The 20,520-nt window shown below is 42.2% G+C and carries 18 protein-coding genes; 10 read left to right on the top strand and 8 right to left on the bottom strand.

The window, feature by feature from the left end:
• The first annotated feature begins 36 nt into the window (after positions 1–36).
• From Q0307_RS09425 to Q0307_RS09400, 6 genes are all read left to right on the top strand, one after another.
• Complete coding sequence (locus tag Q0307_RS09425; RefSeq protein WP_298659823.1) at positions 37–2,826, top strand: DEAD/DEAH box helicase family protein; 2,790 nt, start codon at positions 37–39, stop codon at positions 2,824–2,826.
• Positions 2,826–4,214 (top strand): restriction endonuclease subunit S, encoded by a 1,389-nt coding sequence (locus tag Q0307_RS09420; RefSeq protein ID WP_298659821.1) that lies wholly within the window; start codon positions 2,826–2,828, stop codon positions 4,212–4,214. Before Q0307_RS09425 ends, Q0307_RS09420 begins: the two co-directional genes overlap by 1 nt.
• 28 nt (positions 4,215–4,242) lie before the next feature.
• Entirely contained in the window at positions 4,243–6,075 is a 1,833-nt protein-coding gene (locus Q0307_RS09415; RefSeq protein ID WP_298659819.1) for a DUF262 domain-containing protein, read from the top strand.
• 67 nt (positions 6,076–6,142) lie between these two features.
• Positions 6,143–6,718 carry a ComF family protein gene (locus Q0307_RS09410; protein ID WP_298659817.1) on the top strand — a complete coding sequence of 192 codons (576 nt, stop codon included), beginning with the start codon at positions 6,143–6,145 and terminating at the stop codon, positions 6,716–6,718.
• Positions 6,715–7,230: a hypothetical protein gene (locus tag Q0307_RS09405; RefSeq protein WP_298659815.1), complete on the top strand. Its 516-nt coding sequence runs from the start codon at positions 6,715–6,717 to the stop codon at positions 7,228–7,230. Before Q0307_RS09410 ends, Q0307_RS09405 begins: the two co-directional genes overlap by 4 nt.
• A 58-nt stretch (positions 7,231–7,288) precedes the next feature.
• Positions 7,289–8,812: a class I SAM-dependent DNA methyltransferase gene (locus Q0307_RS09400; RefSeq protein ID WP_298659813.1), complete on the top strand. Its 1,524-nt coding sequence runs from the start codon at positions 7,289–7,291 to the stop codon at positions 8,810–8,812.
• A gap of 168 nt (positions 8,813–8,980) precedes the next feature.
• Here Q0307_RS09400 and Q0307_RS09395 read toward each other — a convergent pair whose 3' ends face one another.
• The gene (locus Q0307_RS09395) at positions 8,981–9,121 is read right to left on the bottom strand and encodes a hypothetical protein (protein ID WP_298659811.1); all 141 of its coding nucleotides are present in this window, start codon (positions 9,119–9,121) and stop codon (positions 8,981–8,983) included.
• A gap of 123 nt (positions 9,122–9,244) precedes the next feature.
• Here Q0307_RS09395 and Q0307_RS09390 point away from each other — a divergent pair, with 123 nt between their 5' ends.
• Both Q0307_RS09390 and Q0307_RS09385 read left to right on the top strand, forming a co-directional pair.
• Positions 9,245–9,754, top strand: coding sequence for a hypothetical protein (locus Q0307_RS09390; protein WP_298659809.1), 510 nt, complete (start codon positions 9,245–9,247; stop codon positions 9,752–9,754).
• 89 nt (positions 9,755–9,843) lie between these two features.
• Positions 9,844–10,380: a nuclear transport factor 2 family protein gene (locus Q0307_RS09385; RefSeq protein WP_298659807.1), complete on the top strand. Its 537-nt coding sequence runs from the start codon at positions 9,844–9,846 to the stop codon at positions 10,378–10,380.
• Between the two features lie 67 nt (positions 10,381–10,447).
• On the opposite strand, the gene cysK is transcribed toward Q0307_RS09385, so the two are convergent.
• The 7 genes from cysK to Q0307_RS09350 all read right to left on the bottom strand — a co-directional run bounded on the left by cysK (position 10,448) and on the right by Q0307_RS09350 (position 18,352).
• Positions 10,448–11,431, bottom strand: a complete 984-nt coding sequence (gene cysK, locus Q0307_RS09380) for a cysteine synthase A (protein ID WP_298659805.1) — start codon at positions 11,429–11,431, stop codon at positions 10,448–10,450.
• Positions 11,432–11,465: 34 nt separating this feature from the next.
• Positions 11,466–12,401 (bottom strand): CysB family HTH-type transcriptional regulator, encoded by a 936-nt coding sequence (locus tag Q0307_RS09375; RefSeq protein ID WP_298659803.1) that lies wholly within the window; start codon positions 12,399–12,401, stop codon positions 11,466–11,468.
• Between the two features lie 9 nt (positions 12,402–12,410).
• Entirely contained in the window at positions 12,411–13,490 is a 1,080-nt protein-coding gene (locus tag Q0307_RS09370; protein WP_298659801.1) for a sulfate ABC transporter ATP-binding protein, read from the bottom strand.
• A gap of 49 nt (positions 13,491–13,539) precedes the next feature.
• The gene (gene cysW, locus Q0307_RS09365) at positions 13,540–14,397 is read right to left on the bottom strand and encodes a sulfate ABC transporter permease subunit CysW (protein ID WP_366936774.1); all 858 of its coding nucleotides are present in this window, start codon (positions 14,395–14,397) and stop codon (positions 13,540–13,542) included.
• 5 nt (positions 14,398–14,402) lie between these two features.
• The gene (gene cysT, locus Q0307_RS09360; protein WP_298659797.1) at positions 14,403–15,254 is read right to left on the bottom strand and encodes a sulfate ABC transporter permease subunit CysT; all 852 of its coding nucleotides are present in this window, start codon (positions 15,252–15,254) and stop codon (positions 14,403–14,405) included.
• Between the two features lie 158 nt (positions 15,255–15,412).
• A complete protein-coding gene (locus tag Q0307_RS09355) occupies positions 15,413–16,450 on the bottom strand; it encodes a sulfate ABC transporter substrate-binding protein (RefSeq protein WP_298659795.1) in 1,038 nt (345 codons plus the stop codon).
• A 138-nt stretch (positions 16,451–16,588) separates the two neighbouring features.
• Positions 16,589–18,352, bottom strand: coding sequence for an SLC13 family permease (locus tag Q0307_RS09350; RefSeq protein WP_298659793.1), 1,764 nt, complete (start codon positions 18,350–18,352; stop codon positions 16,589–16,591).
• Positions 18,353–18,680: 328 nt separating this feature from the next.
• On the opposite strand from Q0307_RS09350, the gene Q0307_RS09345 reads away from it, so the two are divergent.
• Both Q0307_RS09345 and Q0307_RS09340 read left to right on the top strand, forming a co-directional pair.
• Complete coding sequence (locus Q0307_RS09345; RefSeq protein WP_298659791.1) at positions 18,681–19,319, top strand: hypothetical protein; 639 nt, start codon at positions 18,681–18,683, stop codon at positions 19,317–19,319.
• Between the two features lie 28 nt (positions 19,320–19,347).
• Entirely contained in the window at positions 19,348–20,460 is a 1,113-nt protein-coding gene (locus Q0307_RS09340; protein ID WP_298659789.1) for a prolyl oligopeptidase family serine peptidase, read from the top strand.
• Positions 20,461–20,520 lie beyond the last annotated feature (60 nt).

The following is a 20,520-nucleotide window of genomic DNA, read 5'->3' as shown; positions in this document are numbered from 1 at the left end:
AATGAGAGTAAGTTTTTTTAAGAATAAGGCTTCGCTATGGCTGCCAATCAAACCCCTGAACAACTCGCGCGTGATCATATTGATGCCATGCTCATAGCGGCAGGTTGGATAGTGCAACCACAAAAACAGCTTAATCTCAAAGTAGGTCTAGGCGTTGCTGTCACTGAGGTGCAAACCGATGCGGGGATTGCCGATTATGTGTTGTTTATCAACGCTAAACCGGTCGGCATCATTGAAGCAAAGCGTGAAGAAGCAGGGCAACATCTGACTCAAGTAGAAGAACAAAGTGCCAGTTATGCTCAAGGTAAAATCAAACACCTCAAACATCAACCGCTGCCGTTTGTGTATGAAAGTACGGGAGCTTTAACCCGCTTTACCGATTATCGTGATCCCAAACCGCGTTCGCGTCCGGTATTCCATTTCCATCGCCCTGAAACTTTAGCGGAATGGTTAGGGCAAGCCAGTACTTTACGCAAACGCTTACAGCTCATACCGGCTTTAAATCCTGAAAACTTACGCCCCGCACAACTGCGTGCGATTGTGAATGTAGAGCAATCGTTTAAAGAAAATCGTCCGCGTGCTTTGATTCAAATGGCAACGGGTGCAGGTAAAACCTTTACCGCTTGCACGTTTGTGTATCGCTTATTGCGCTATGCCGATGCTAAACGGGTGTTATTTTTAGTCGATACCAAAAACTTAGGTGAACAAGCCGAGCAGGAATTTTTAAAATTTCAGCCCAATGACGATAATCGTAAATTTACCGAGCTGTATAATGTGCAGCGTTTGCGCTCTAGCTATATTGCCTCGGATAGTCAGGTATGTATTTCCACTATTCAACGTTTGTACTCGATTCTCAAAGGTGAGGAGTTAGACGAAGCGCTAGAGCAAGATAATCCCAATGAAGTCTCGAGCGCGTGGCAAAAGCAAGCGCCTTTACCCCTTGAGTACACGCCGAAAAACCCAATTGAACAGTTTGATTTTATTATTATTGATGAATGCCACCGCTCGATTTATAACCTGTGGCGTCAGGTATTGGAGTACTACGATGCGTTTCTGATCGGCTTAACCGCAACACCGGATCAACGCACGTTTGGCTTTTTTAATCAGAATGTGGTGAGTGAGTATTCGTTTGAAGAGTCGGTGGCGGATGGGGTGAATGTGCCTTACGACGTATTTTTGATTGAAACCGAGATTACCCAACAAGGGGCAAAACTCAAAGCTAAACAATTGATTGAAAAGCGTGAGAAATTATCCCGTAAAAAGCGTTGGGAACATTTGGATGATGAGTTGAATTATAAGCCTTCTGCTTTGGATAAAGAGGTGGTTAATCCGAGTACGATTCGTGCCATTATTCAGACGGTTAAACGTAGCCTACCACAAATTTTCCCAGATCGTTTTGATGTTAAAGGTGAATTTGAAGTACCCAAAACGCTAATCTTTGCTAAGACCGATAGTCATGCCAATGACATTATTGACATGGTGCGCGAGGAGTTTGCGGAGGGTAATGATTTTTGCAAAAAAATTACCTATCAGGCGGACGAAGACCCTAAGTCAGTATTAAATCGTTTTCGTAATTCGTGGAATCCGCGTATTGCGGTGACGGTAGATATGATTGCGACGGGTACGGATGTCAAGCCGTTGGAAGTGTTGCTGTTTATGCGCGATGTGAAAAGTAGTAACTACTTTGAACAAATGAAAGGGCGTGGTACGCGGTCGATTAGCTTTGATGATTTACAAAAGGCCAGCCAAACCGCTAAGCATACTAAAACCCATTTTGTGATTATGGATGCGGTGGGGGCGACTAAATCGCGTAAAACCGCTTCGCGTTCGCTAGAACGTAAGCCGACTACCTCGTTAAAAGAGCTATTAATCGCAGTGGCGTTTGGCAATACCGAGGAGGATTTATTAACCACCTTGGCGAATCGTTTGATGCGGTTGAATCGGCAATTACAGGCGGATGAGCAAGCGCAAGTGGTCGAGTTAAGCGTGGGGCAGTCGTTAACGCAACTAATTAAACAGCTCTTGAATGCGTATGACCCTGATGTGTTGGAGGCACGGACGCAAGCGCTCTTAGCCCAGTTGCCCAAAGCGGATCGTGTCGAGGTGGATGCTAAAGCGCAAGCTCAAGAGGCATTGGCTCAGGAAGCGGTGCAACCGTTTAATGCGGAGTTGAATACTTTTTTAGTGCAGGTGCAACAGGTTCACGAGCAGGTGATGGATACGGTGAATCAAGACACTGTGACCTTTGCGAATTGGGATAAGACTAAGACGGATAACGCGCGACAGGTGGTGCAGGCGTTTGAGGCGTTTTTGTTGGTGCATCGGGATGAAATTACCGCGTTGCAGATTTTTTATAATCAACCGTATCGGCGGCGGGAAGTGACGTTTGCGATGGTGAAGGACTTGTTGGCGCTGTTGAAACGGGAGAAGCCGTTGTTGTCGCCGCATTATGTATGGGAGGCGTATGCGCAATTGGATCAGGTGCAGGTGGCAACGCCTGCGCAGGAGTTGGTGACGCTGGTGTCGTTGTTGCGGCGGGTGACCGGCTTGGATGGGGTGTTGATGCCGTTTGGTGAGCAGGTGAACCGGAATTTTCAGCGGTGGATTTTGCAGCAGAATGCGGGGCAGCATAATAAGTTTAGTGTGGAGCAGGTAGAGTGGTTGCGGATGTTGCGGGATCATGTGGCGAGTAGTTTTCATGTGGAGGTGGATGACCTAGACTACACGCCGTTTGATGGTTTGGGGGGGCGAGGTAGGATGTGGCAGTTGTTTGGTGAGGAGATGGGGGCGGTGATGGATGAATTGAACGAGGTATTGGTGGCTTGATGCGAGCAGATTGGGTTGAGGTTGAGTTAGAAAGTATTTGTACCCGTATTACAAAAGGTGGTACTCCTACTACATATGGTTTCAGCTTTAAAAAAGAAGGGATTAACTTTATTAAAGTTGAAAGTATTTCAAATGGAGTGATTAATCCAAACTACATTACTGATTTCATTTCAGAAGAAGCTCATGCTTATCAAATAAAATCGCAATTATCAACTGGAGATTTGTTGTTTTCTATAGCAGGAACTATTGGTCGCACTTGTATAGTAAATGAAGCAATACTCCCAGCAAATACTAATCAAGCCTTAAGTATAATTAGAGTTTATGAAAAAATAACAAGTGCTAAGTTTATAAAGTTCCAACTAGATTCATTTGTTTCACAAATAACAAAGAATAAAGCAAGAGGTGGAGCTATGAATAATATTTCACTTGGTGATTTAAAAAAGCTGAAAACTATAATTCCGCCGATTCCCGAACAACGTGCCATTGTTGCCAAAATCGAGCAGCTTTTTAGTGAGTTAGATAATGGCATTGCTAATTTAAAAGCGGCTCAATCTAAATTAGGGGTTTATCGTCAAGCAGTGTTAAAACAGGCATTTGAAGGAGAATTGACACGAGAGTGGGGGGGAAAAAGCTTAGGTATAGCTCATACTCCTGAAATAGAACAGCTTGTTTTTGAGGATAAAATACCAGATGGGTGGATATGGACTAATCTAGGAAGTGTTTGTAATGTTTCTGGAGGTTTGACAAAAAACTCAAAAAGACAAGACTTGTCAAGCCAATATCCTTTTTTAAGAGTTGCTAATGTTTACAGTAATAAGTTGATCTTGGATGAAATACATTATATAGGTGTTAAAGAGTCTGAGCTAAATAGAGTGTTGCTGAAAGAAAATGATTTATTAATTGTAGAGGGCAATGGCAGTATAGACCAAATTGGTCGGGTAGCTATTTGGAGGAATGAGATAAAAAATTGCGTTCATCAAAATCACCTCATTAAAGCAAGACCGCTAGACTATATTGGCCCTAAATATGTTTTATATTTTCTGACTTCTAAGAAAGGGCGAGATCTGATTATTCAAGAGGCTAGCTCTACATCAGGATTGCATACCCTGAGCTTATCAAAGGTTTCAAATTTAAAAATTCCACTCTGTCCAGTAGAAGAACAAAACCAAATCGTGCAAGAAATAGAAGCGCGTTTATCCGTCTGCGACAAACTCGCCGAAATCATCCAAACCAGCCTGCAACAAGCCGAAGCCCTACGCCAAAGCATCCTCAAAAAAGCCTTTGAAGGACGCCTACTCACCTCAACAGAATTGCAAGCCTGTCGAAAAGAACCAGATTGGACACCAGCGCAGCAATTGCTAGAGCAAATTAAAAAAAACGCTAATTAAATACTAAAGATTAAAAGGAATCATTGCTATGGATATTTCACCTGACAAACAAAACATTGACCGCGTATTTGCCAATATCATTTATCATATTGACTTCTATCAGCGCGAGTATCGTTGGAATGATGAACCCGTATTGCGTTTGTTAGAAGATGTTTTCTATAAGTTTAATGAAAACTATGAAAAGTATGCAGATTTGCCACCTTCCCAGCAGGTAATTGACGAGAAATACCCTTGGTACTACTTAAATACCTATGTCACCAATAGGGTCGGTGGAAAAACATTTGTTGTAGATGGTCAACAACGTTTAACGACCTTAACCTTAATCCTAATGAAGTTGCTCCACTTAGCGCAAAATTTTAGTTCAAAAGCAGAAAAATGGTTGGATTCTAAAATTTGTGGGCAAGTAGGTTTTGAAACGCAATTTTGGATGAATCATGAGTCACATAAATCTACTCAACAAGCGATCTATGAGAATAATCTAGAAGCATCTGATATTAGTACGGGTATTACTGCTCAAAATATGGTTAAGAACTATCAGACTATTAGCAAGTACTTAGATAAAAATATTGACTCCAAGCATAACCTAGAAACCTTTGTGTTTTACTTTTTGAATCGGTTGGTTTTAATCAACTTATCTGTAGAGCAAACTGATGTACCTATGATCTTTGAGGCAATCAATGATAGAGGTATTCGTTTAAAACCATTTGAAATTTTAAAAGGTAAGCTTTTAGGTCAAATTGATAAGACTCTACTAGATCAAAAAGATTATAATGGTCTATGGGAAAAACGTATTCGAGCAATTAATGAATATTCCGATAATGAGGCGGATCGTTTCTTTAGATTCTATTTAAAATCAAAGTTTGCAAGTACTCGGAATGAAGGACAAAAGTACGATGGTGATTATCATCGTATTATGTTTACTGAAGTGGTAGATCATTATTTGAAGCTTAATCACAATCAGGCAGGTGTAATTGAGTTTTTAGAAAAGTCATTTGCTTACTACAGTCAGCTTTATCTCAAAGCATTAAAAGCGTATAATTATGATGATCAGTCTAATTTTTTATATAATCGCGTAAATGATTTGGATGGTGGATATTTATTAGTGCTCTCTAGTTGTAGTATTAATGATCCTGAGGAGGCAGTGAAGTTTGAAGTAATTCCTAAAGAAATTGATAGACTGTTTTCATTGCTACAACTACAAGATTCCTACGATAGTAACTCTTTTCAGGATGTACTTTATAAAATCTCTAGTCAAATAAGAGGTATAAAAGCTGCTGCTATTCGAGGCGTTTTTGATGAAGCACTAATTAATGAGCTGACTAATGCTAGAAATGCATTAGTAGAAAAAACCTTTAATTATAATTTCTTTAAAAATATTGGTATTGGTTTAAATAAAAGATTTATTCGATATTTCTTTGCTCGTATAGAAAATTTTATTGCACAGGGTATGAAGCTTAATATGAAGCATTCTATTTATGATCTAACGATTAGAACAGGTAGTGTGAATGGTTTTCATATTGAGCATATTTTATCTCATAATACAGAAAACCTAGCTTTATTTGAAAATAATCAAGAAAGATTTGAAACTGAACGTAATCGTTTGGGTGGGTTATTGCTACTAAAGGGAAGAGATAATATTTCAAGTAATAATGAGGTTTATAGTAAAAAACTAAAAACCTATGCCAACACTTTATATTGGAATGAAACCTTAAGGGAGGATACCTATAAGTCAAAGCTTGATTTAGAAAGTTTTAGAGCTAAGTACGGCTTGGATTTACAGCCTATTGATAGGTTTGATGCTGATTCTATAGAAAAACGTCAACAGCTATTATATAAAATGGCTTTGGCGATTTGGGAATAACTAAATACTAAAGTACTAGCAACTTATGCTAAGATAACCCTAAGTACTTAGCTAAGTTGCATTCAGTATGAGCATTGAACTAAAGGGAAATTGGAAAAAAGGTTTTGCTTATGATGTACATACCCTCGATAGTGTGTACATGGGGGCAGATGAGCAAGGCTATGATCATTGGGAGACTACTCGTAGTGAAATGGGTGAATTGGTCTACCAACTGAAGTACCAAGGTGATACCTCAGTGCTTGCGAAAATAATTGATTTACTGGGTATTTTTAAAGGTTTGGACACGATGCAGGCTATTATTCCTGTGCCTGCTAGTAAGAAACGTAAAATCCAACCTGTGCACCTGATTGCAACCGCACTAGGGAATAAGTTAGGGATTCCTGTTTTTCTAGATGCTGTAGAGCAGCAAGCCAACGGACAAGAGTTAAAAAATATTACTGATCCTAATGAGCGCAAATCGATGCTGCGTGAACGTATTAAATGGACAAAAAAGTATAGTTTTGCAGGTCAGAATATTTTATTAATTGATGATTTGTATCGTTCTGGTTCTACTTTGAAAATTACAACCGAAGTACTCTACCAACAGGCTAAAGCTAAAGGTGTTTTTGTGCTAACTATGACCAAAACACGGAAAAAACGATGACTACTGTCTTTATCTCCGGCTCAAGACATATTCGCGCTCTCAATAGTGAGATCAAGGCACGTCTGCAAAATATTGTAAATAATCAATTTGAAATTATAGTAGGCGATGCTTTTGGTGTGGATAAAGCGGTACAACACTATTTAGCCGCTATAAACTATCCAACAGTACGAGTATTTTGTTCGGGTTCGGTGTGTCGTAATAATCTAGGTAATTGGGCAGTAGAATGGATTAACGTTGACCCTAGTTTAAAAGGTCGCGCCTTTTATACTGAAAAAGATAAAGCAATGGCAGCCCAAGCGGATTATGGTTTTGTATTATGGGATGGTAAAAGTCAGGGGTCGCTTAATAATATTCATGAGTTACTTCGCTTAGAGCGTAAACTATTACTCTGGTATGCACCTGAAAAGATTTTCCATACCATTACTACAACTGACGACCTGCAAAAACTAATAAATAAACCAGAGCCTAAGGTCTTATTATCCGAATCGATTCAGCATTCATTAGCAATGTGATTATTACCCCCTACTAAAAGTGATCTAGTATCAAGATCAGCAAAAGGCTCTTTAACGTATGAGTACTGACTCTAATCTTATTTCTAAAGTTTGGAATTTCGCCCATGTATTACGTGATGATGGCGTAGGCTATGGTGACTATTTAGAACAAATTACCTACCTGCTATTTTTAAAGATGGCAGACGAAATGACTAAACCGCCTTATTTTAAAAAATTCACCCTGCCCAGCATAAAACTCAAAGAGCACGAACCTGCAGAACTGTGTAACTGGGAAAGTCTCAGTAAAAAGCGTGGTGCGGATTTAGAAGCCTTTTACACTCAATTACTGCGTACCTTAGGGACTGAAAAAGGTATACTGGGGCAAATCTTTACCAAATCCCAAAATAAAGTCCAAGATCCTGCCAAACTATTAAAAATCATTGACATGATTGGACAAACCCAATGGCTAATGGTCGATACCGACACCAAAGGCGATATTTACGAAGGCTTATTAGAGCGTAATGCTCAAGATACTAAAAGCGGTGCAGGGCAGTATTTCACACCTCGCGCTTTAATTAAGGCAATGGTCGAATGTATTGACCCTAAACCGCATAAAACTATTCACGACCCTGCGTGTGGGACAGGTGGTTTTTTCTTAGGCGCTTATGATTATATTACTGAGCACTACTCTCTCGATAAAGAGCAAAAAACCTTTCTCAAAAATAAAACCTTTTCTGGTAATGAAATTGTTGCTAGCACGCGGCGTTTATGTTTGATGAATATGTTTTTGCATAATATTGGCGAAATTGACGGAGAGAGTTTTATCTCGCCCAATGATGCGTTGATTGCAGATGAGGGTATTCGCGTGGATTATGTGTTAGCGAATCCACCTTTTGGTAAAAAAAGTAGTATGACGATTACCAATGAAGAGGGTGAGCAAGAAAAACAAGATTTGAGTTATAATCGTCAAGATTTTTGGGCGACTACTTCTAATAAACAGCTTAACTTTTTGCAACACATTCGCACCCTCTTAAAAGTCAATGGTCAAGCCGCCGTAGTATTACCGGATAATGTCTTATTTGAGGGTGGAGCAGGTGAAACGGTACGTAAGGAGTTATTAAAAACAACTGATTTGCATACCATCCTACGTTTACCTACGGGTATTTTCTATGCTCATGGGGTGAAAGCGAATGTATTATTTTTTGAAAACAAATCCGCAGCGCGTGAGGCATGGACTAAAGAACTATGGGTCTATGATTATCGCACCAATATTCATCACACTTTAAAGAAAAACCCATTACGTTACGAAGATTTACAGCATTTCATTGATTGCTACCATCCTGAAAATCGTCATGATCGAGTTGCAACATGGTCAGAGGAAATAACATCTTTCACGAATCCTGAGGGACGTTGGCGTAAATTCACTTACGCGGATATTCTCGCTCGTGACAAAACCAATTTGGATATTACTTGGCTTAAAGATAAGAGTTTAGCCGATCTGGATAATTTGCCTGAACCGGATGAGTTAGCTCAGGAAATTATTGAGAATATCGAAGCGGGATTAGAAAACTTCAGGGCAATTCTAAGCATTGTTGAGGCTTAGCTTCAAGCAATCACTTGCTGATTCTACCGCTGGAATTAGTGAGTAATCAGCGCATCGCTCAAAAGAATAACCTATTACACCGAGTGCGGTATTCGCTCCCGCCACTTCCTGCACGGTTACATAAAGTTTTAAAGTAATACGGCTCTCAATTTAAAGTTCGGCGGCCTATTAGTCGGAAAATAGCTTAGTGAACAACCCTAGACCAGCACAAATTGCAACTTTGAGACTATCCTTGCTTAATTGCCGCGTAGCAGTTGCACCTATGCCACTAGCGATGGCGGTAAGGATAACGACTTTTTCGGTGGTCATACTTAGTATTTTCCTTATCCAATAGCAGTCAGTCTGGGTTTAATAAAGTATTAAGCGCTACTAAATCATAATAATTAAGCTGTGAACAGGCATTAATAAATAGAACAGAGGGTAAGACTAAAAATGACGATTCATTTACAACTTGGACAGAACCCACCAGAGCTAGCTGTTTGTTGGTACTTGGGGAAAATGCTAGCAACTGAACACTATCTTGGTGTCTTTTTGAAAAAATATCTAAATCAAGCAATTGCTATTAAAGAAGCAGAAATTACCCGAGAAAAGTCCTATGGCAACAAACGTATTGATCTATGTACTTATCTTACCGATACCCAGAATAATAAATTCGGTCTAGTTATAGAGGCAAAAACGCATTGGCCTGATGAGACCCAATTACAAACTAGTGTTGAACGCTTTCGAAGTGCTCATGAGGATTTTAAAGAAGTTTTTGGACTTCATTTCCTTTCTACCTTAGAAGCCTCACAGCATGTAGCTTTAGCTAATCAAGAATGGAAATTTCCGATAGTTACTATTAAAGACTTATTAAAGTCTTTTTGTGAAAGTGGCATAGAAACGGGTCACTCCCTACATTGGGCTAGCAATTTGCAACAGCTTCTAAACTATCAACATAGTTAATAACAAATAATGCGATCACCAATAGCTTAAAATGCTCCAACCTCTATAAGTAGCAAATTCACTATCTACCGGATGCCAAGGCGGTTAAGATGAATAAACACTTCATGCAAACAGTCTTAATGAAGCTATCTACAGGAGAGATTATCATGAGTACAGAGCCAGAAAGCCGCCCACCCTTTCCCCCATTTACTCGCGAAACGGCAATCCAAAAAATTCGTATGGCCGAAGATGGTTGGAATAGTCGTGATCCACAGCGCGTTTCACTGGTGTATACGCTCGACTCACAATGGCGTAATCGTGCTGAGTTCCCTAAAGGCCGAGCCGAAATAGTTGCTTTTTTAACCCGCAAATGGGCTAAGGAACTCGATTATCGCTTGATTAAAGAACTCTGGGCATTTGAGGGGAATCGCATCGCGGTGCGTTTTGCTTATGAATGGCATGATGACTCGGGGCATTGGTTCCGCTCCTATGGCAATGAAAATTGGCAATTCAATGAGCAAGGTTTAATGGCACTCCGCTATGCCAGTATCAATGATTTACCGATGCAAGAAAGTGAGCGCAAATTCCATTGGCCTTTAGGGCGGCGACCAGACGATTATCCAAGTTTGAGTGAGCTGGGTTTGTAGGCAAAGTAAACTAGATAAAGAAGGAAAGCGCTAGCTTTCCTTTCTAAAAATTGAACATACCGTTTACTTAAGAATGCAGCAGCAACCCCTTCTCATCAAACATGCCTTCAAACAAAGCGGTGCTTAGATAGCGCTCACCCGAATCCGGCAGAATCACCACAATTGTTTTGCCTGCGTTTTCTTCCTTTTGTGCCAAGCGCACGGCTGCTGCCACCGCTGCACCGCAGGAAATACCTGCTAAAATACCCTCTTCGCGTGCCAAACGACGCGCATATTCGATAGCCTCTTCATTGCTTACTTGCTCAATACTATCGACTAAGGATAAGTCTAAGACATCCGGTACAAAGCCTGCTCCAATGCCTTGGATTTTATGGGGTGCAGGTTTGAGGGCTTCGCCATTCACTTTTTGCGTCAAAATAGGGCTGGCGGTTGGCTCTACCGCCACAGACCGAATCGCTTTACCCTTCACCTGTTTAAGATAATGTGAAACCCCAGTAATGGTTCCACCTGTGCCAACGCCAGAGACAAAAATATCAACTTGCCCATCGGTATCATTCCAGATTTCTGGCCCCGTGGTTTCGACATGGATTTGTGGGTTCGCAGGATTTTTAAATTGCTGTAAGAGCACGTATTTATCAGGATCAGAGGCGGCAATCTCCTCCGCTTTTGCCACCGCGCCACTCATACCTTTAGAGCCTTCAGTCAGAACCAATTTTGCGCCATAAGTGCTGAGTAATTTGCGGCGCTCAATACTCATCGTTTCAGGCATGGTCAAGGTTAAGGGAATGCCTTTGGCGGCTGCGACGAAAGCTAAAGCAATTCCCGTATTGCCGCTAGTAGGCTCAACTAACTCTTTGCCCGGCGTGAGAATACCACGCTGTTCTGCATCCCAAATCATAGCGGCACCAATCCGGCATTTCACCGAATAGGCGGGATTACGACCTTCGATTTTGGCTAGCACAGTTGCTTTGGAATCACCAGTGATACGATTGAGTTTGACCAAAGGTGTGCGGCCTATGGATAAAGAATTATCGGTATACCAGTTTGACATAAATAGACTCCTCTTTTTGGTTACTTGTTAGCGGTTATACGTCATCATTGCCCGCAGCTAAAGCCTTTCGTACCAATGCTTCGGTTAAATTAGCGGAGCACAATTCAATAAAGCGGTAGGCATAACCCCGCAAGTAATGACCATGCCGCACCGCGATGTGGGTGGTATTCGCTTCAAAAATTTGGGTGCAATCCAGCATCCGCAAATTGCTATCACGCTGACTATTGAAAGCGACCGAGGCCACAATCCCAATCCCTAAGCCTAATTCGACATAAGTTTTCACCACGTCAGAGTCTAAAGCCGAGAGCACAATATCAGGCGTCACCCCCGCTGCGGCAAAAGCATTATCAATCTTAGCGCGCCCAGTCATACCTGTGTAATAAGTAATAATCGGGTAAGCCGCAATATCTTCTAAACTCGGATAAGCAATTTGCTCCAACGGATGCCCCATCGGAATAATGACCGTATGTGTCCATGAATAATAGGGAAAATGCACCAGACTCGGCACATCATTCAGAGCTTCTGTAGCGATGCCAATATCAACACGCCCTTCTAGCAGCATGTTAGCAATTTCTGTTGGATACGCTTGATGTAGCACTAAATGGACTTTCGGGAATAGTGCTTTGAATTGCGTGACGACTGGTGGTAACACATAGCGTGCTTGAGTATGTGTAGTAGCAATATGCAGCTCACCCACTTCGCTATTACTAAACTGTTCCGCGAGTTGCTTGATATTTTTTGCATCTAACAACATACGCTCTACAATCGCCACCAGTCCTTGACCCGGCTCAGTCAAGCCTAAAAAGCGTTTGCCTTTGCGCACAAACAACTCAATCCCTAGCTCATCTTCCAAATCTTTAATATGCTTACTTACACCTGATTGGGAAGTGAATAAAGCATTGGCTACTTCAGTCAGATTGTAATTGCGCCTGACCGTCTCACGGATGATCCGCAGTTGTTGAAAATTCATCGCTGCCCCCTATCCGGCTGAAAAGACTTGCAACTGAGAAGGACGCAAACGCACAGCTTGGCCTTCCTGTAGGTTCAGACTAGCCACTATTAGCGTAGGCACATCCACTTCATAGTAAGTTTCAGCTTGAGTTGCATGACTCAACTCCACGCGGGCTGTCGGGCCGAACGCTAAAATACGACTGATCTTGGCACGAACACCTTGTGAAGCCTCTACATTAGTTTCAATCTGTAAATCATGCGGACGGGCAAAGGCAATCACTTCCCCACCTACCACTAAATTTGCGTGGGCTGACTGAGTAGGTGGCAAGGGTAATAACTCATTACTCACCTGAACCCCATCACTAACCCATTTACCCTCAAAGCGATTCGCAGTACCTAGGAAATTGAAGGCAAACGGGGTTGCAGGGTGACGGAAAACTTCTAAAGGCGAACCGATTTGCTCAACCTTGCCTTTATTCATTAAGACAATTTCGTCTGCAACTTCTAAAGCTTCTTCTTGATCATGAGTCACGAAAATCGAAGTAATATGCAATTCATCATGCAATTGGCGCAGCCAGCGGCGTAACTCTTTCCGTACTTTCGCGTCCAAAGCACCGAAAGGCTCATCCAGCAATAAAACTCGAGGATTAACCGCTAAAGCCCGCGCCAAAGCAATGCGTTGGCGTTGACCACCGGATAATTGACTAGGATAACGCTTGGCTAAACTACCTAATTGCACCAACTCCAGCAATTCTGTTACCCGCTGGTGAATCGCCACTTCGGCTGGACGCTCATTTTTGGGTTTAACTCGTAAACCAAAGGCCACATTCTCAAACACGGTCATATGTTGAAATAAAGCATAGTGCTGGAACATGAAACCGATTTGCCGCTCGCGCACGTGCAGATTGGAGGTATCTACACCTTCTAATAAAATTTGGCCACTATCTGCCGTTTCTAAACCAGCAATAATCCGTAGTAGCGTGGTTTTGCCACAACCCGAAGGACCTAGCAAAGCCACCAATTTGCCAGTCGGGAAATCCAAAGAAATATCATCCAAGGCTTGGAAAGTAGAAAAGCGCTTGTTAATGTTCTTTACCTGAATACTCATCACAGCTCTCCTGACTTAAGCTTAGAATGGATGGGTTGATGTGAAAGTCTCATGCAGACCTCCACTCGATGAATAATTTAATCCCCAGAGTCACCAGCGCTAAAAGTGCTAATAAAGACGCAACTGCGAAAGCGGCAGCAAACTGATATTCGTTATAGAGAATCTCAACATGCAGCGGCAAAGTGGTCGTTTGTCCGCGTAGATGACCTGAGACTACCGAAACCGCACCGAACTCTCCCATTGCCCGCGCATTACAGAGAATCACACCATACAGCAAACCCCATTTAATACTCGGCAAAGTGACGCGCCAAAAAGTTTGCCAGCCGGAAGCACCTAAAGAAACAGCAGCCTCCTCTGCGTCTGTACCCTGTGCTTGCATCAATGGAATCAGCTCACGTGCCACAAACGGAAAAGTAACGAAAATCGTTGCTAAGACGATCCCCGGAACGGCAAAGATAATCTTAATATTATGCTCAGAGAGCCATTCACCCAACCAGCCATGCGCTCCAAACACTAATACATACACTAAACCTGCGACTACAGGTGAAACTGAGAAGGGTAAATCGATCAAAGTAATCAGCAGTTGCTTGCCGCGAAATTCAAACTTACTAATACACCAAGCTGCAGCCACCCCAAACACCACATTTAAGGGAATTGCGATAGCAGCGGCTAATAAAGTTAAGCGAATCGCTGCACCTGTATCAGGATTAGTAATCGCTTGCCAATACACCTCCCAGCCTTTACGCAACGCTTCGACAAATACAGCGAGCAGTGGCATCAATAAAAAGATGGCAAAGAATAGCAGCGATAAACCTAGAATCGTTAAACGTGCCCATTGAGGCTCACGAGTTGCAGGGCTTAATTCGTAGACTTCGGACCCACGATAGGCTTGAATACCACCAACCATTCCACTCATGCGAAGTCCCCCCCAGTCAGATAGCGTTTACGGCTACCCGCCCAATGCTGCAAGCCATTAATAATCAATAATAAACTGAAAGAAACTACTAGCATCACAGTGGCAATCGCGGTCGCACCTGCAACATCAAACTGCTCTAAACGTGTAATAATGAGGAGTGGTGTTATTTCAGACACCATGGGCACATTGCCCGCGATGAAAATAACTGAACCATATTCGCCCACTGCACGCGCGAAGGCTAAAGCAAAACCTGTGAGCATAGCGGGCAAGAGTGCAGGTAAAACGACTCGTGAAAAGGCTTGCCAGCGAGTCGCACCTAAGGTCGCTGCAGCCTCTTCAAATTCAAGACTCAGCTCTTGTAAGACTGGCTGAATAGTACGTACTACAAAAGGTAAACCGATAAAGATTAAAGCAATCAAAATACCTAACGGTGTAAACGCAATCTTGATTCCAAAGGGAGCGAATAAGGAACCAATCCAACCATTTTTCGCGTAGAGTGCTGAGAGCGTAATACCGGCTACCGCAGTGGGTAAGGCAAAGGGTAAGTCAATTAAAGCATCGACTAAACGCTTACCGAAAAAGTTATAGCGCACTAACGACCATGCGATTAATAAACCGAACAAGCTATTAATCAACGCTGCGAGCAACGAGGTCAAAAACGATACGCGATAAGAGGACACAACTTGCGGTGAAGATACCACTTGCCAAAACTCATTCCACTGCATTGACGCCGCACTGATAAATACAGCAGACAAAGGAATTAAAACGATCAAAGACAAATATACCAGTGTATAGCCTACTGATAAGCCAAACCCTGGTAGTACTCGTTTGCCTACTGCTTGAGCCATCACTCAATTGTACTCCGCGAACATTAACTAGCTGTATTCATACAAAAAACCGAGAGCTTTACTCTCGGTTTTCAGCGCCTAGCACCTAAACTTGACTAAGTTTAAGGGTTAGTCTTATATGAATATAAATAATAAAAACTGCATTACTTATATGAAATCTAGTTAAGCTTCAGACCTTGCACGATCTTGATTTGGTCAAAAGTGCCACCGTCGCTGAAATGCGTTTGTTGTGCTTTTGCCCAGTCGCCGAAGACTTCTTGCAGAGTAAATAAGGTTACCTTGCCAAATTGAGTTTGGTATTTCTTCAAAGCCTCTGGATTACGTGGACGGAAATAATGCTTACCGACAATATCTTGCCCCACTGGGCTATAAAGATATTCTAAATAAGCTTTCGCCAGCTCAGCCGTACCGTGTTGGTCTGCATATTTTTTAACAACTGCAACTGGTGGTTCAGCTAAAATGGATAAGGAAGGGGTAACGATTTCATAGTCATCTTTGCCTAATTCATTCAGCACTAAATAGGCTTCGTTTTCCCAAGTGATCAGTACATCACCGACTTCGCGTTGGGTGAAAGTAGTTGTAGAGCCACGAGCACCTGTATCTAAAACGCGTACATTATCGAAAATCTTTTTCACAAACGCTTTAGCAGTTTCTTCATTACCACCCGGTTGCTTTAGTGCATAACCCCAAGCAGCAAGATAATTCCAGCGTGCACCACCCGAAGTCTTAGGGTTAGGTGTTACCACTTCTACACCATCTCGAGCCAAATCCGGCCAATCTTTAATTGCTTTCGGATTACCCTTACGTACTAAGAACACAATCGTAGAGGTATAGGGCGTAGAGTTGTCGGGCAGTAGGGTTTGCCAATTTTTTGGAAGCAAATCACCTTTCTCAGCTAATGAGTCAAGGTCATAACCTAAAGCCAAGGTCGCTACATCGCCATCTAAGCCATCCAATAAAGCACGTGCTTGCTTACCAGAACCGCCATGCGATTGGTCAACCGTAACGGTATCGCCCGTTTTTTCTTGCCAGTATTTAGAAAAAGCAGCGTTGTAATCAGCGTATAACTCACGGGTAGGATCATAGGATACGTTTTTTAGCTTTAACTCGGCAGCACCCGCAAAGCCCGCCCAACTACTCAAACTAATTGCCAGTGCTACCACTAAAGCCTGACGACGCGCAGGTTGAAAACTCATGATCTAAAGCCTCTTTATGGATGAATCAATCAGGCTTTACATCTTAGAGAGGGTGACTTATTAGCAGAACCAAGAAAAGCAGCAATACTTATTCCGATTATGAATAAAGTATTGCTGCTGTCTAAGAACAAGAATGGTTTACAGCGGCCAGAAAAATAGAATCACCGGAATAGTGGTTAGACCCGCTAAGATATTCATCGGTAAACCAATTTTTAAGAAGTCGATAGCGTTGTAGCCACCCGGCCCATACACCATTAAGTTAGTTTGATAACCAATGGGTGTCATAAAGCTGGCAGAAGCTGCGAACATCACTGCAACTGCAAAAGGCATTACATTAGCTCCCGACTGCTCGGCTAAAGCCACTGCAACAGGGAACATTAAAACCGCAGCTGCATTATTCGTGATGAACTCAGTAAACATGGCAGTCATCACATAAACCAAAATTAGGGTCATCACGGGTGTTAGATGCGCGTTAGACATGACTATTTCAGCAATTGCTTTCGCAGCTCCCGTTTTTTCTACAGCTTCACCCAAAGCAAAAGAAGCACCAATGACGGTGAGTACTGTAAAATCAATGGAGCGCCGCGCCAAACCTGCATTCATACAACGGGTAAGTAACATGACACCTGCCGCCAACCAAGCTGCTTGCAAGATTGGAATAATTTCTAAAGCACTGAGTACCACCATCGCTACTAAAATACCTAATGCCAAATGAGTCTTTTTGAAATTGGGTGGGCTAGAGTCTTCTATTGCACTGACTAGTAAAAAGTCCTTGCGGAAACGGAACTGATTGGCGAATTCTTTATTAGCCTCTAATAACAAGGTGTCGCCAATCTGAATGGGGGTATGTAAACCTTTATCAGGTAAATTATCTTTATTACCACGCGCTACGGATAAGACTACCGCTTGGTAATAACCTAGAAAATCACACTCCTCGACCGTCATATCAAGGAAAGGAAATTCGGGGCCAACGACCGCCTCCACTAAGCGCCGTCGATAATGGGCTACGCTCAAGCGCTGAATATCTTCATTCGCAGGTTGCAAACCAGCAATACTACGTAACTCATGGGCACAGCGGGGCGCGCCAATAAACGATAAGCGATCTCCTTTTCTTAAGATAAAATCATGTTCAGGACTTTGGATCAGTTCACCTTGGCGCTCAACTTCAGTCAAGTATCCGTAGCCTAAATTAGTTAAACCTGCTAGCGACAGTGTTTTTCCATCCAAGGCGGTATCCACAACCATTTCAACATGGTATTCGCGTACCTTATCAACATCTTCGGTAATACCTTGGCTATTAGGCAGCAAACGATTGCCAAACAGTAGTAAGAAACTACTACCAGCGACTAAAAGTGCTAAACCTACACCCGTAATGTCAAACATACCTAATTCAGGCAGACCACTCTTAGCGAGTAAGCCGCTTACGACTAAGTTGGTACTTGTGCCAATCAAGGTACAAGTCCCGCCTAAGATAGTTATATAGCTAAGGGGAATTAAGAGCTTAGAGGGCGGTAGTTTTAAACGCTTACACCATTCCTGAATAGCAGGAATTAGCATGGCTACTACGGTTGTGTTGTTTAAGAAGGCACTCAGGGCTGCAGTAGGAATAAGCATGCGAAACTGTGCACCACGTACAGTTTTCGGCTGACCTAAGACACGACGAGTAATATATTGAATAGCGCCAGTTTCACGTAGCCCTGCGGCAATAATATACAAAGCAGCAATCGTCATCAGACCGGTATTACCAAAACCAGCGAAAGCCTCTTTAGGTTCTAATATGCCAATTACTAATAAAAAAATCAGTGCTGCCATCAAAATCAGATCAGCCGCTATTTTTGATAGCGCCAGCATACCTAGTACTGCTAACACCGTCAGAATAGCGACAATGGCTTCCCAGCTCATAGTTAGTACTCTCCATATGAAATTATCTTTATAAAGTGGCGCTATTATGCAGTTTTTAGCATAAGCTGAAAAAGTGATATTTTTAAAATTCTATATCTATTAAAGTGATAATTTTTTCTAACTGTCAACTATACCCTCACAATCAGCAACGCTATCTCGCATCTTCCATTAATCATGCTAGGCTTGGTGCTAAAAGGAATTTGCATGAGAATGTGAGAGGACTGGAATTACGTCACTGCAATAACATTAAAAACTATGTCACGCTTCCAGCAAGGTCTTGCTTTTCAACTTAAATTTGAACCAAAGTCAATTTATAAGGGTTAAGAACATGCTCGCTAAACCAATCCCATTTATTTTCTCAGCACTGCTCGGCACTAGCGTACTAGCTGCCACACTAGCTTATGCAGCCCCAAATCAAACGCCTAAACCAAATGCGAATAAGCCACGTAATACCTTTGAGACTCAAATTATTAAACTCGATGCACGCACGCACAACCTAGATAATCCGATTACATTATCGATACCCCAAGGTAGCTATGAAGTTAAACCGGTTGGCAAAACAGCGGGGGGTAAGTATGAAGCATGGAGTGTTTGGGATCGGACTAATTGCCCACGTAGCAAAGGCTGCCCAAGGATTGTACCGACCCGCTTTACGGGAATGCACAACAACTATTACGTGAGTTCGCCTGACTTGAGCAAGGTCACTGTTGCAGGTAAAGAATTACCTGCAGTTAAGGAGATTCCACAATACCGTGATTCCAGCTATTTCCTACAAGATGGCAACACACGAGCTTATGAGGTTACTGAAAACTATACCTATCCGGATGAGGCCTCCGCTTTAGCAGCAGCTAAGGCTTCCATCTTCACTATCAATAAAGATAGCCAAGTCTCCTTTATGCTATTAGATTTAAGTCGTAGTACCGACAACCGAGGCGGTATGACTTTACAGGTTCGCAAAGTAAATTAGTTTCTTATCTGACAAGGAGTTGCTGGCAATGAACAGGCTGAAGCCTACGTACTTAATATTAGTTTTACTGAGTGCAAACCTAGGATTAACACCTACTAGTGCATTCGCAGCAACTCCGAATTTTAAAGCTAAAAAGTTGGCTAGTTTCACATCTGAGCAAATTAGCACCGCAGTCAGTACTCTTGGAGTCGAGATCCCTGATGAGCAGTTTAAATACTCAGTGAGCTTATATAGCCTAAATTACGAAACTACTGATGGTTATGGAAAAAAAGTAATTGCCTCAGGTCTAGTAGCTATTCCTGCTAAGGGTATAGGCGTGCCTAGTCCGTTATTGAGTTTTCAACACGGCACTATTTTTCAAGATAAAGAAGCGCCTAGTAAGGATTTAGTTGCAGGCGCACCGCCAACTATTTTGGCTTCTTTGGGCTATGTGACTGTAGCATCAGATTATGTCGGCTATGGTGCATCTAAAGGTAAACCCCACCCCTATTTATTAAAGACGCCTTCAGCCAACGCTGTGACTGACTTGCTGAAAAGCGCTAGTAAATGGCTAAAAAGAAATAATATCAGCCTAAACAAGCAATTATTTCTAACTGGATATTCAGAGGGTGGCTATGTCACGATGGCTGCTCACCAAGCAATACAGGCACAACCAATCAATGGGTTGAACTTAACTGTAAGTATTCCAGCAGCCGGCCCTTATAATATTAGTCGTACACTAAAAAACTTAACTTCATTGAGTAGCGCTAGACTGCAAGCTGCTGAGGAACAAAGGCTATCGCCTATCTTAGTAGATTGGCTTACAGCAAAAATTATGGATAACCTCATCCCCAATGATAGTGATGTAGTATTTCAAGATACGATCATTCGCGATTTCTTGAGAAAAGGATCAAGCGGGATCACGCAGTATAATGTGCATGACTGGCAAGCGAAAAGCCCAATAGTTTTATTTCACGGCCGAAAAGACGCAACGGTGCCATATTTCAATGCTACTGATGCAGTCAAAGCTATGATAACTAAAGGTTCTGCAAATGTGACCTTAGTAGACTGTACTGCGACACCGGCTAACCATGAAAACTGTATTGCCGAATATGGAAAAGTATTAATTCAAACTTTGGGGAATTATGCTCAAGATTTGTAAGAGCTAAAAACGAAAAAGCCTTCAACTTAGTGTTGAAGGCTTTAGATGAGGCGCTTGGCA

The organism is uncultured Thiothrix sp. (genome assembly GCF_937873765.1).
Lineage (GTDB): Bacteria > Pseudomonadota > Gammaproteobacteria > Thiotrichales > Thiotrichaceae > Thiolinea.
The sequence above is the reverse complement of the archived record's forward strand: the minus strand, read 5'-3'. Positions and strand labels throughout refer to the sequence as shown.